General features: G+C 39.7%; 12 protein-coding genes. 11 read left to right on the forward strand and 1 reads right to left on the reverse strand.

All coding sequences use genetic code 11. The features are described from left to right. Positions 1-137 precede the first annotated feature (137 nt). Positions 138-632, reverse strand: a complete 495-nt coding sequence (locus EDD57_RS07140; RefSeq protein ID WP_131848772.1) for a DM13 domain-containing protein — start codon at positions 630-632, stop codon at positions 138-140. A gap of 582 nt (positions 633-1,214) precedes the next feature. Here EDD57_RS07140 and EDD57_RS07145 point away from each other — a divergent pair. The 11 genes from EDD57_RS07145 to EDD57_RS07195 all read left to right on the forward strand — a co-directional run bounded on the left by EDD57_RS07145 (position 1,215) and on the right by EDD57_RS07195 (position 12,425). After that, the gene (locus EDD57_RS07145; protein ID WP_131848773.1) at positions 1,215-2,135 is read left to right on the forward strand and encodes an ABC transporter permease; all 921 of its coding nucleotides are present in this window, start codon (positions 1,215-1,217) and stop codon (positions 2,133-2,135) included. Between the two features lie 21 nt (positions 2,136-2,156). Further along, on the forward strand, positions 2,157-3,068 hold the full coding sequence (locus EDD57_RS07150) for an ABC transporter ATP-binding protein (RefSeq protein ID WP_131848774.1): 912 nt from the start codon (positions 2,157-2,159) through the stop codon (positions 3,066-3,068). Positions 3,069-3,189: 121 nt separating this feature from the next. Beyond that, entirely contained in the window at positions 3,190-3,558 is a 369-nt protein-coding gene (locus EDD57_RS07155) for a VOC family protein (protein ID WP_131848775.1), read from the forward strand. Between the two features lie 299 nt (positions 3,559-3,857). Further along, positions 3,858-4,817 (forward strand): sporulation protein, encoded by a 960-nt coding sequence (locus EDD57_RS07160; RefSeq protein WP_131848776.1) that lies wholly within the window; start codon positions 3,858-3,860, stop codon positions 4,815-4,817. Positions 4,818-5,093: 276 nt separating this feature from the next. Then, a complete protein-coding gene (locus EDD57_RS07165; protein ID WP_165873700.1) occupies positions 5,094-5,780 on the forward strand; it encodes a phosphatase PAP2 family protein in 687 nt (228 codons plus the stop codon). A gap of 133 nt (positions 5,781-5,913) precedes the next feature. After that, entirely contained in the window at positions 5,914-6,891 is a 978-nt protein-coding gene (gene sbnA, locus EDD57_RS07170) for a 2,3-diaminopropionate biosynthesis protein SbnA (protein ID WP_243649478.1), read from the forward strand. 125 nt (positions 6,892-7,016) lie between these two features. Continuing rightward, entirely contained in the window at positions 7,017-7,862 is an 846-nt protein-coding gene (locus EDD57_RS07175) for a phospholipase C (protein ID WP_243649474.1), read from the forward strand. Between the two features lie 161 nt (positions 7,863-8,023). Then, the gene (locus EDD57_RS07180) at positions 8,024-8,221 is read left to right on the forward strand and encodes a copper ion binding protein (protein WP_131848778.1); all 198 of its coding nucleotides are present in this window, start codon (positions 8,024-8,026) and stop codon (positions 8,219-8,221) included. Positions 8,222-8,294: 73 nt separating this feature from the next. Then, positions 8,295-10,520, forward strand: coding sequence for a heavy metal translocating P-type ATPase (locus EDD57_RS07185; protein ID WP_131848779.1), 2,226 nt, complete (start codon positions 8,295-8,297; stop codon positions 10,518-10,520). A 212-nt stretch (positions 10,521-10,732) separates the two neighbouring features. Then, a complete protein-coding gene (locus tag EDD57_RS07190; protein WP_131848780.1) occupies positions 10,733-12,064 on the forward strand; it encodes an APC family permease in 1,332 nt (443 codons plus the stop codon). 145 nt (positions 12,065-12,209) lie between these two features. Further along, on the forward strand, positions 12,210-12,425 hold the full coding sequence (locus EDD57_RS07195; RefSeq protein WP_243649475.1) for a helix-turn-helix transcriptional regulator: 216 nt from the start codon (positions 12,210-12,212) through the stop codon (positions 12,423-12,425). Positions 12,426-12,544: the final 119 nt, after the last annotated feature.

Raw genomic sequence — 12,544 nt, forward strand, 5'->3', positions numbered from 1 at the left:
GATTATGGAAATATAGAACCTCTTACAATGAAGTCCCCTTAAAATAAAACACGTTACTCGTGTACTGTACATAAGTAACGTGTTTTTAGTTAGAGAAAATACCTGTATACCAAGAGATAGACTAGCCCTTGTAGAAACTAGTTCCCTTTTTTAAACGATGCAGAAGCAAAGTTGACGGAAAAGCGTTCACACCAAATCGAAACGGTCTGGTACTTGTTTAAGTCAACATTGTCAGGGATTTCATAGTTTTGATCTCCCTTGTTCCCCTTTATTTGCCCCAATGAGATAAAGTTGTCTTTGGTTACCTCTTTACTTTTTTTGATTTCTGGAAGGGCAACGAGATAGATCTTTACGTCAGGACCGTTATCTGTCTCAAACTCTGTAAAACGTAAAATGCGCTTCCCATTTTCCAGCTGATGAACGGTTGCAGTTCCTTTGCCTTTATGAAAAGTATCTCCACTGTGAAACTGACTTTGGTATAGAATTTTCGATGCTTGAGTTTTTCCAGCAGGTGTTTGAAGCGCTTCATTTACTGTTTTATCAATAAACAATTTTTCGGGACGGAATATAAACCAAAGACCCGCAAGTAGGATAAATATAATGGATATGATTTTCCAGGTTTTCTTCTTCACACAAGAAACCTCCTTAATTTCATCTTTATTAAAGTGCTACATTAACAGATTACATTGTTTGTTTTTTTATTCAATAGATTTATATTTATTCAGGTGAAAAAGTTAACCCTCATGAAATGGAGTTTAATTGATGATGAAGTGATCAGGAATACTTAAATTGAATGTAATTTTTGTTATTATGACTTTTTTATAAATATGAAAAAAGTGTATGTTTATACTACAGTAGGGGTAATGGTTTTTGGAGATTCGATCTGCCCGCCTATGGTTCAGAAACCGCAGTTGACGATGGAGCAGTCTTTGGACAGCCAATTTGAACAATGGAAATAGATGATAGAATGAAAAGGATCGACGATGTCAAAGTTGCAAGCTTTCCAATCGCTTGCGCGTGTATACATTGCGGATGAGAATCTTACAGTCCTAGAGAGTACCATTCATCAGATTGCATCTCAGCTTCACTTTCATTATGAGTAATCGGAGTGACTTTTCGAAAAATAGAGTTTGAATGAAGAAGATTGAGGGGTATATGTGTTAAGGTTGTATTTGTAAAGAACTATAAATTTTTAGATTAGGAGGAAGTGAGTTATGTTTTTTAAGTTGATTCATAACGAAAATATTAAGACATCTTTTCGGTTATCTACATGGATTATGATGGGTCTCTTGGTGGTATTTGTACTGCTAAGCACATTTTTTGGAGGGTATAAACAGCCCGCAGATGGACAAGCGGACTTACAGAAGGGAATCAAGAAGAATACAGCAATACTAAATGAAAAGGATGTAGATGAAGATACGAAGGCAACGGCACAAAAGGAAATAGCAAAAAGTGAATATCTCTTGGCCAATAATATCAAACCATACACGATCCATACATATTTAAATGATGGGCAAGGGATGATTATTTTCTTTGGTGCTTTCTTTGGAATCATTATCGCTGCTAACAGTGTAGCAAGTGAATTCTCAACGGGAACCATTAAATTATTGTTAATTAGGCCTATCCATCGGCTTAAAATATTACTTTCAAAATACGTTTCTGCGCTCTTCTCTACAGCTTTCTTATTACTATTAGGGGTTCTTCTCTCCTTAATAGCAGGTGGATTATTGCTTGGCTTTGAAGGAATCACTGCATCTCATGCTGTGATGCAAGGGGACCATATGGTAAAGGAAACCTTCCTTTATACTTGGGGTAAAAGCTTTTTGTTATCGCTTATTTTACCATTTTTCGTCATTACATTTACGTTTATGATTTCAACGGTATTTCGCAGTAATGGATTAGCAATCGGCCTCTCAATGGCTGCTTATTTTGGAGGTAATATTGCAACAGTATTCCTGCTAAAATATACGTGGGTTAAGTATACGCCATTTATCCATATGGAGTACTTGGCTTCAGAGGAATCCCTTATTAAGGGAATGACTACTTCCTTCTCCTCAATCGTACTCGGTGCCTATTTCCTCCTCTTCTTGGCTATTGCTATGATTACTTTCAAAAAAAGGGACGTCGCCATTTAGAGAGAAAGGGGAATGGATCATATGAAAAAAGCAATTGTACAGATAAAAGACTTGAAGAAGGTAATAAAAGGAAAAGAAATCATTAAAGGTTTAACATTTGATATCTATCCAGGTGAAGTCTTTGGTTTTCTAGGACCAAATGGAGCCGGAAAAACAACAACGATTCGGATGATGGTAGGTCTCACCTCGGCTTCAGCTGGAGATGCCATCATTGATGGTAACAGTATTCAGAATAATTTCGAGAAGGCCGTTTCCAAGGTTGGGGCCATTGTAGAAAATCCGGATATGTATAAGTTCTTATCTGGATATCAAAATTTAAAGCAATATGCTCGTATGGTGAGCGCCACAGACAGCCGTATTGATGAAATCGTGAAATTGGTCGGTCTAGAGAATGCGATTCATAATAAGGTAAAGACGTATTCGCTCGGTATGAGGCAACGTCTGGGATTGGCCCAGGCACTTCTTCATCATCCATCTGTTCTAATCTTGGATGAGCCTACTAATGGACTCGATCCAGCAGGAATTCGCGAATTACGTGATTATCTCCGGAAATTGGCTCGTGAAGAGGATATAGCTGTGATTGTTTCGAGCCATTTACTAAGTGAGATGGAACTGATGTGTGATCGAATTGGGATTGTGGAAAAAGGTAAGCTGGTAAAAGTAGAGGATATGAATGAGTTTATCCATGGGGATAATCAAGAGACTCAAGTTACGTTCCAAGTAGAACCGCTTGATCTTGCAGAGCGCCACGTGAGAGAGCAGTTTCCGAATAGTCAGGTGGCCATAAAAGATAATGGACTCGTCCTCTCTATTAATAGAGAAGAGATTTCGGAAGTAAGTAGTTTTCTCCTTCACAATGGAGTACGTATATATGGCATTCAAAGCAAAGCGAAATCTTTGGAGGACCGCTTCCTAGAGGTTACGAGTCAATGATGAGAATAATGGTCTATGTCAAAGCAATAGTCTATTTTGCATTTGGTTTAGGAGTAGGCTTACTTGTTACAAAAACCGTTTTCTAGTATATGTTATGAAGAGTTAGGAAGGAGATGCTCATATGGCGTTTCAATTTCAAGGGTTTGATCATATCCAATTGTCTGCACCAGTAGATAGTGAAGAGAAAGCTCGTGCTTTTTTCAGTGATATCCTTGGGATGAATGAAATCCCAAAACCAGATAATTTGAAGAAGCGAGGGGGAGTGTGGTTTGAGGTGGGGACACAGCAACTGCATATTGGAATTCAAAAAGACTTTTCTCCAGCTCAAAAAGCACATCCTGCATTTCAGGTTAAAAACTTAGATGGATTGCGTGAACAGCTCATTCAAAACGACATCGATGTAATAGATGATGAACCATTAGAAGGTGCTAATCGTTTTTATGTTCAGGATCCATTTGGTAATCGGATAGAGTTTTTAGAAAGAATATAGGCTTTCAACAAAAAGCCCTCACTTCTCAAGTAATAGAGATTGTGAGGGCTCATTTTTTCTTCATAGAACCGGTGTGTATCTAGGAGATGAAGTCTTTTTTTAGTGTTGGATTTAGGAAGTTTTTACTATGTTTCAGAGATTTAACCCAGTGGTATGTACAATAAACGTAGTCTATTGTTAAAAGGATTCGTTTAGGGATAGTTTGAATGTGAAATTGTACTCATTTTCAACAAAACTATTACATAGCTTGTTTTCGCTTTTTGATAGAATGAAGGTACTACATAGACGGAGGTAATGGTATGTTTAAAAATTTGCTTGCTAAATTTGGTCATGGTTCTGCGAAGGTTGATTTAGTGTTGGATAAGCAATCTTTTACACTGGGCGAGGCTGTTAGTGGAAGCCTTATGATTCAAGGTGGAGAGGTTGAGCAGAAAATCAACCGGATTGACATCGATTTCGTGGTGGGTATCCGAAAAGATAGCCATGAGTATAAACAAGTGATTCAAACGTTTCCTTTCCATCATACATTTCATATTCAACCTTCAGAGAGACGTACTTTCCCATTTTCATATACGATGCCGAATAACTTACTTGTATCGGGCACTTCGGTTGCGTACTTCTTTAAGACTCGTTTAGACATCGCAGACGGAGTTGATTCTTCGGATCGTGATTTTGTTCACATTGACCCTCCAGTCCGTCTTCAACAAGTCATTCATGCTTTCCAACAGCTGGGCTTCCATGAAAAATATGATTCACGTTCATTTGATGGATATATGCAAGAGTTTGCGTTTGCACCAACTAACTATTTCCGAGATAAAGTGCAGGAAGTAGAGTTTAAAGCCGCGATCGAAGAAGGCGGAATTCGGTTGCTTCTAGAGGTTGATTTATACTCTTTCTTTGGAGAAAGAGAGATCAAGCGGGAAATCTGGCTTACGAACGAAATGCTAAATCAGACTTCAGATTTGGTCCAGTATTTGAACCAAGTGATTACAGAGATCGTGAATGATCCAAGTATGTACTCTCAAGGGTATTCGGGATATTTCCATCACGGACATCATGGGCACCATGGACATCGTCATCATCATCATGGACATCATCGTAGTCATTCCTCCGGTGGAATGGGCAAAACGGCGATGGGCGCTATCGGGGGCTTTGCCGCGGGTATGATCGCAGCTGAGGTAATGGACGAGGTCTTCGATGGTGCGGAAGATATGGCAGGCGGATTTGATGACTTCTTTGGTGATGATGGGGAAGTTTAATGCTGTAAAATTTTTTAAAACAAAAAACATTCGTTTCTCACTTTGAGGAATGGATGTTTTTTGTTTGTTGATTTTTGGGTATACAATACTAGATTTGTTGTTGATGTATTATAGTATTATATTAACTTTATGAAAGTAGCAGGTTCTTAAGGTATCTTACAAAATAGTAAGTTAAGCGTAAGATTATCCTATGGTTTTTAGTAGGGTTTCCATTTACTATAGAGTGGTAGAAAACGGGATTCGTTTGTTTTATCAACAATGAGGGGGGACAAATTTATGATGAAAACACTATTTACAAAGTCTAATCTAATAGCGCTTGCTTCCATTTTGTCGATCCCATTGCTAGGACTTATCTATCAATATCTGAATCATCCACAGGAAAAAGTATATAGTTTAGTAACGAGTTTCGATCAACAAACCCCTCTACTAAAAATATTTGTGATACCCTATATGTTTTGGTATGCTTTTGTGTTTATTACATTGCTTTACTTAATGTTTAAAAATCGCAAGGTTTATTATGAAACGTTATTGCAATATAATCTCGGACTATTAATTTGCTATAGTATTTATATCATTTATCAAACGCATGTACCGCGTCCTGTAGTTGAGAGAAATGACTTTTTAAGCCAAATGTTGCAATGGATTTACCAGAGTGACGCACCTTATAACTGTTTTCCGAGCATCCATGTCCTGACTACCTATGTGGTAATGAGAGCTGTGCTGAAAACTGATGTATCTCGCATGATGAAATCCTTGATAGCAGTGATGGCAGTTTTGATTATTGCTTCGACCGTATTTATTAGACAACATGTGATCTTAGATATAGTAGGTGCTGTTCTGGTAGTGGAAGGATTAATGGTGGCTACGTTATTAGTGAAACAAAGTCGACGGAGAGAAGTTTTCGTTGCAGATCAACGAATGGCGGATACAAGTACTTTCAAGACGTTAAAGCGTGGAGCATAGGTAGATGGGAATTGGATAAAGCGTAGTTGTATTCATGCAACTACGCTTTATTTTTTTGCATATACATATTTTGATGACCTTTTAACATATAACAAATTCTCAATAATAGGATGGTGTTGTTGAGGTGAATAATATGAAATCCTTATCAGGAGATGATTGGGTACCTCCTATTATGGGTTCTTATATTGATGGTATTGGCCATACTCCGCTTGTGAGATTGTGCTCCCTGTTTAAAGAGACAAATATTTGTTTATATGCAAAGCTTGAGATGTTAAATCCTGGAGGAAGTATGAAGGATCGTCCAGCGAGATATATCATTGAACAAGGCCTTCGTGATGGTACTTTTCAACCGGATACTCATCTTATTGAAAGTACGTCAGGGAACTTAGGAATCGGCCTTGCGCTGGTAGCCCAGTTTTATGGGTTGCCATTTACGTGTGTAGTGGATCCCAAAATTACCAAAACAAACTTGCATATGCTGGGTTGTCTTGGAGCCCAGATCGATATGGTTCATGAACCTGACGAGCACGGTGGATACCTACAAACGCGGATTCGTAGGGTCCAGGAGTTAGTAGAAAAAATCCCGAATTCTTCATGGATAAATCAGTATGCAAACCCACTAAACTGGCAAGCTCATTATTATGGCACAGGGAATGAAATTGTAAAACAAATCGATGGCCCAATTGATTATTTGGTTTGTGCGGTGAGCACGACGGGGAGTATCCTAGGGATTTCGCGCAGAGTAAGAGAGACGTTTCCTGATGTGAAAGTGATTGCAGTCGATGCGGTCGGATCTGTGATCTTCGGTACGCCTTCTCTTCCACGGGAGCTTCCGGGAATTGGTGCCAGTCGTGTACCCGAGTTGTTTACGCCGGATGAGATTGATCAAGTGATTCATATAAATGATCGAGAATCAGTCGAGGGTTGCTATCGGCTGTTGGAGCGAGAGAGGATTTTTGCCGGAGGGTCATCTGGATCGATTGTGGCGGCACTGCAAAAGCTAGTACCTCGTTTGCCGAATCATTCTAGGGTGGTTACGGTACTGCCAGATCGTGGGGAGAGATATCTGGATAGTGTTTATGACAAGGAATGGGTGAGTAAGCTCCCTTAACGATTCATTAATTTAGAATGATTAGTTAACTAATTCTTGTGAATCGTTTATAATGAGGATGAATCTACCAAATAATAAATAGGTAGATTGTAAGAGTTCATTGTAAAAGTGAAGGGGAGAGCTTTGTGAAGGGTAAAGGTAGAATCATTTTTGTTACGATACTTCTAGTAGCAAGTACCATTTTTCCGCTTCAAGCTTTAGCGCATGTAGATCCTTCTCATTCTATAAACCCTAATTGGTCAACGGGTCATCCACACGAGGAGGGAGCAAATTCCCATCTGTGGATTGTTTCACGTAGTATCGACATTATGTCAAGAAGTAACGAAGTACAGTCGCAAGAAGTATCGCTTTTGAAAAAATGGAAAGCTGATCTGGCACAAGGTTTATATGATGCAGATCATATCGTAACGTATAATAATTTTGGAACGTTTAGCTCTCACTTTTATGATCCGGATACAGGTAAAAGCTATCTTGATCTACCCGGTGTGAAAACAGCTAAAGAAACAGGGGCTAAGTATTTTCATTTGGCGGGAGAGGCATATCGAAGCAACGATGTAAAACAGGCTTTCTATTATCTGGGGTTATCACTCCATTTCTTGACAGATTTGACCCAGCCTATGCATGCATCAAACTTCACAAGTGCGACAATGCCATGGGGATTTCATTCTAAGTTCGAGGATTTCGTAGATAGCTTTAAAGATAAATACAAGGTTACAGATCATATTGGGTACTGGAATTTCTCAAATACAGTTGAAGGATGGCTACATAAAGCGGCTGTTCAGTCGAAAAAGGATGCTCCAGGGATCTTAAATTCACAAGTTTTTGATTGGTATACGAGAGCGACCTTCTCGGATACCTATGCCGCAAAGTGGCGGGAAGAAGTGACTCCAACTGCTGGAAAAAGATTGATCGAAGCGCAACGCACAACTGCTGGATTCCTTCATTTTTGGTTTGAGACGTATGTGAATTAGGTTTATAAAAGAAAGACTCCCGCAACTTATCATGTGGGAGTCCTTTTTATGTGTAGTTTTTCACTTTACATACCCTAGTGGGGTATAATAGAATCGTAATGTACACCGCTAGGGTATGATAATGGAATCTATGAAAAAAGAAGATAAAGGAGATAGATAATATGATTCAAATTCTACAAGTAGAGGGTATGTCTTGTAATCATTGTGTGAAGACGATTGAAGGGGCATTGGAGAAGATTGAGGTAAAGGCGAACGTGGATTTAGTGGGTAAATCTGTAACAGTGGAGTTTCATGAAGAAAAGGTAACTCTAGAACAGATTAAGGAAGCAATCGAAAATCAAGGATTTGATGTGATGTAGGGTTGACTCGAAGGATTGAGTTCAAAGGATAGAATGTCTATATGGGATAGAAGATAGGAGGGGAGGTTTGAGTATGACCAAGCAAACAACCTCGTTTCAAGTGACAGGGATGACGTGTGCCGCGTGTGCGAATCGAATTGAGAAGGTATTAAGTCGATTAGAGGGCGTGGAGAGTGTAGCTGTTAACTTTACATTAGAGACAGCCAAAGTCGAATATTCTTCAAGCGTTGTGTCAGCAGAGGGAATTATGAAGAAGATTGAACAAATCGGCTTTCAGGCGAGGGTAAACGAGGAAGATAAAAAGCAGATGGAAAATCGCCTACAAGAGACTGAGAAGCAGAGAAGGAGATTTATTTGGGCCGCTATATTCTCTTTTCCGCTTTTTTGGGCGATGGTAAGCCATTTTTCCTTTACTTCGTGGATTTGGGCACCTGATATTTTGATGAATCCGTGGTTTCAGTTTATATTAGCTACGCCTGTCCAATTCATTCTCGGGTGGAATTTCTACATGGGTGCGATCAAAGCACTAAGGCATAAAAGTGCTAATATGGATGTTCTCGTTACACTAGGGACTTCCGCGGCCTATTTTTATAGTGTCTATCTGACCTTGATAAGCTTTTCACATGTAGGGGATTATGTAGAGTTATATTACGAGACTAGTTCTGTGTTGATTACGTTAATCATTTTAGGAAAATGGTTGGAAGCGAGAGCGAAAGGGAGATCCTCCGAAGCCATTTCGAAACTGATGGGACTGCAAGCGAAATCGGCTCGTGTGATTCGAGATGGGCAGGAGATGTTGATTTCTACGGAGCAAGTAGTGGTTGGCGACCATGTTATCGTAAAGCCTGGAGAGAAAATTCCGGTTGATGGAGAAGTGGTAGATGGAATTTCGGCCGTTGATGAATCGATGTTAACGGGTGAAAGTATTCCGATAGACAAAAGAGTTGGCGATACAGTGATTGGAGCTACTTTAAATAAAAATGGTTTGCTGGTCATACAAGCTACAAAGGTTGGAAAGGGTACAGCCTTAGCGCAAATTATTAAAGTGGTCGAAGAGGCGCAAGGGTCCAAAGCGCCTATTCAACGGATAGCAGATCGAATCTCGGGTGTGTTTGTCCCCATTGTAGTGGGAATCGCTATGATCACATTTTTGATCTGGTATGTTCTGGTGGAGCCGAATCAATTTGCAGGTGCTCTGGAAAAAACAATCGCTGTGCTCGTTATCGCTTGCCCGTGTGCATTAGGATTAGCCACTCCTACCTCGATCATGGCTGGTTCGGGGAGGGCGGCAGAGATGGGGATTCTGTTTAAAGGTGGAGAGTATCTAGAGTCTACCCAGTCCATTGATACAGTCGTGTTAGATAAAACAGGCACGATTACAAATGGGAAACCGGTCCTCACAGATGTCATCTTTACAGATGAATGGAATGAAGATTCGTTTTTATCGTTGATAGGTACGACTGAGAGGAATTCGGAACATCCCTTGGCGGAAGCGATTGTGGCAGGTGTGATAGAGAAGGGGTATAAGCTGGGAAGACCGGAGGAATTTGAAACGATTCCGGGGTATGGAGTTCGTGCTTTCGTCCAAGGGGAAGAAATCCTCATTGGAACAAGAAGATGGATGAATCAACATGGTATTGCGCTTCAAGAGGCGGAAGAGACGACGATGTCTAACTTGGAGAGCCTGGGTAAAACAGTGATGATCGTTGCGATTAGATGCCAGTATGCGGGATTGATTGCAGTGGCGGATACGGTTAAGCCTACTTCACTCGAAGCGATTCGACGTTTAAAAGAGCTTCATTTAGAAGTGATTATGGTAACAGGAGATAATCAGCGTACGGCACAGGCGATCGCGGATCAGGTTGAAATGGATCGCGTGATGGCGGAAGTACTCCCTGAAGGTAAGGCTGATGTAGTAAAGAAGCTTCAAGAAACTGGCCGTAAAGTTGCGATGGTGGGGGATGGGATTAATGATGCTCCTGCACTGGTAACGGCAGAAGTAGGTATGGCCATTGGAACGGGTACAGATGTTGCGATGGAAGCGGCCGATATTACCTTAATTCGGGGTGACTTGGGTAGTGTGGCCGATGCGATGATGATGAGCCGAAAAACGATGTTAAATATCAAGCAAAATCTGTTTTGGGCACTTGCCTATAACATGCTTGGAATTCCGATTGCGGCACTGGGTTTGTTAGCGCCATGGCTAGCAGGAGCGGCGATGGCATTTAGTTCGGTTTCGGTTGTTTTAAATGCGTTGCGCTTACAACGAGTTTCGCTTGAGAGTAGTAAAGGCAAGTAATATTAATCTAGCAAGATTATCTTGGTTTCTTTTATCGAAAATAGATCAATATATTGGTATAAAAATAAAAACAACCTTTAAATGGTTGTTTTTATTTTTATAAATAATCCTACTATTTGAGAACTATTGACTAAATCATTCGTGGCTGATACATTTATTTCTAATTGCTTTAGTCCGATAAAATGATAAAAATAGAAGGGAATGGGAATTAGATGCAGCAACAGAATGGGTTGCGGAGAGAATTAGGATTTATTCATGCTTTTTCTATTGTAGTAGGATGCGTAATTGGTTCTGGTGTATTTCTAAAACCAGGCGTGGTTTTAGGATATACAGGAGATTCAACTATTGCATTGTTAGCATGGCTATTTGGTGGAATTATTACGATTGCATCAGGTCTTACCATTGCTGAATTAGCTGTAAAAATCCCGAAAACGGGTGGACTATATACCTATATTGAAGAAGTATATGGATCGACTTTAGGATTTCTAAGTGGATGGATGCAAACGGTTATCTATGGGCCTGCACTCATTGGAGCCTTGGGATTGTACTTCGGATCGTTGTTAGTTCACTTTTTCTCATGGCCTGAAAGTTGGCAGACGGTTGTCGGGATTATCACGGTTCTGTTTTTAACGGGGATGAACTTGCTAGGAGCTCGTTTTGGCGGGTGGATCCAAACTCTTACTACTTTTGGTAAACTGATCCCCGTTTTCTTGATTACAGTATTTGGATTATGGTATGGAGATTCTCAAGTTCTAAATGTTTTATTTAAATCAAGCCAAGAATTTAGCTTCTCTTCAGCGGTACTTGCTACTCTATTTGCGTATGATGGTTGGATCTTAGTTGGTTCGGTTGCGGGAGAAGTGAAAAATCCTGCAAAAGTATTACCAAGGGCTATTACGGCAGGGCTCTTGCTCATTATGGCCGCTTATATGTTAATTAACATTGCGATTTTGCATGTACTTCCTGCAGATCAAGTGGTATCTCTAGGTGAAAACGCTGCTGGAACAGCATCCACCATCTTATTTGGAGACTTTGGCGGTAAGCTACTAAGTATTGGAATTTTGGTATCCATCTTTGGTAGCTTAAATGGAAAAATTTTAAGTATGCCACGTGTACCTTATGCAATGGCGACTCGAAAACAATTACCTTTTTCCTCTGTATTTGCGTATGTTTCGAAGCGTTTTGGGACTCCAGTGAATTCTATTTTTCTCATTACTGGGATTGGAATTATTTTTATGTGTGTCCTAGATTCAAATCGCTTAAGTGATATAGCTACGTTCTCGATTTTTACCTTCTATATTTTTGCCCTGGTGGCGGTATTCCGCTTACGCAAGGGGAGTGAAATGAAGCCAGGAGAATATCGTGTACCTTGGTATCCATTTATTCCGTTAGTGTCGATACTTGGTTCTCTGTTTGTCGTATTTAGCACACTGTGGGAAAAGCCGATGGATAGCTTGCTATCGATTCTACTTACTTTAGTAGGGCTCCCATTATTTTGGTATCAAGGTTCCAAAGAGAAGAAAAAAGAAGTTTCATCTAATTAAATAGGAATGTATGAAGCCCTTCTAAACGATTTGTTTGGAAGGGCTTGTCTATAGATGAATAATGATTCATAATAGATGTTGACAGGTATTTTTGCATTTTCTAATATTGTTATATGATTTTCAGAATAAATGGCGAGGTGGACTAATGTTATCTGACATGAAGCCGATGGAATTTAGTGAGCTAGAGTGTAAGATTATTCAGATGATTATACAAGAAATGCCAAATAAAGAGATTGCAAGAGAGCTACATTGCTCACAGCGAATGATTGAGTACCGTATCCAAGGTATTGCAAAAAAGATGGGTGTTTCTACCAAAATTGGGATAGTGGCTGGTGCTTTTCGGAGTGGATTTGCAAGTTAAAACAAAAGCGAATCATTTGTTAATATATAATTATCAATTTCTTCGGAAAAACGAAATTGAGCCTATATACTATATACTCTATAATTTATATGTGGATAAAGATAAAGGGATATAAACAT

The organism is Baia soyae, from assembly GCF_004341445.1.
Lineage (GTDB): Bacteria > Bacillota > Bacilli > Thermoactinomycetales > Thermoactinomycetaceae > Baia > Baia soyae.

Excerpts from the sequence above, each read along its gene's own strand:
- EDD57_RS07145 (WP_131848773.1), top strand. The coding sequence starts at position 1,215 with ATGTTTTTTAAGTTGATTCATAACGAAAATATTAAGACATCTTTTCGG.
- EDD57_RS07150 (WP_131848774.1), top strand. The coding sequence starts at position 2,157 with ATGAAAAAAGCAATTGTACAGATAAAAGACTTGAAGAAGGTAATAAAA.
- EDD57_RS07155 (WP_131848775.1), top strand. The coding sequence starts at position 3,190 with ATGGCGTTTCAATTTCAAGGGTTTGATCATATCCAATTGTCTGCACCA.
- EDD57_RS07160 (WP_131848776.1), top strand. The coding sequence starts at position 3,858 with ATGTTTAAAAATTTGCTTGCTAAATTTGGTCATGGTTCTGCGAAGGTT.
- EDD57_RS07165 (WP_165873700.1), top strand. The coding sequence starts at position 5,094 with ATGATGAAAACACTATTTACAAAGTCTAATCTAATAGCGCTTGCTTCC.
- sbnA (WP_243649478.1), top strand. The coding sequence starts at position 5,914 with ATGAAATCCTTATCAGGAGATGATTGGGTACCTCCTATTATGGGTTCT.
- EDD57_RS07180 (WP_131848778.1), top strand. The coding sequence starts at position 8,024 with ATGATTCAAATTCTACAAGTAGAGGGTATGTCTTGTAATCATTGTGTG.
- EDD57_RS07185 (WP_131848779.1), top strand. The coding sequence starts at position 8,295 with ATGACCAAGCAAACAACCTCGTTTCAAGTGACAGGGATGACGTGTGCC.
- EDD57_RS07190 (WP_131848780.1), top strand. The coding sequence starts at position 10,733 with ATGCAGCAACAGAATGGGTTGCGGAGAGAATTAGGATTTATTCATGCT.
- EDD57_RS07195 (WP_243649475.1), top strand. The coding sequence starts at position 12,210 with ATGTTATCTGACATGAAGCCGATGGAATTTAGTGAGCTAGAGTGTAAG.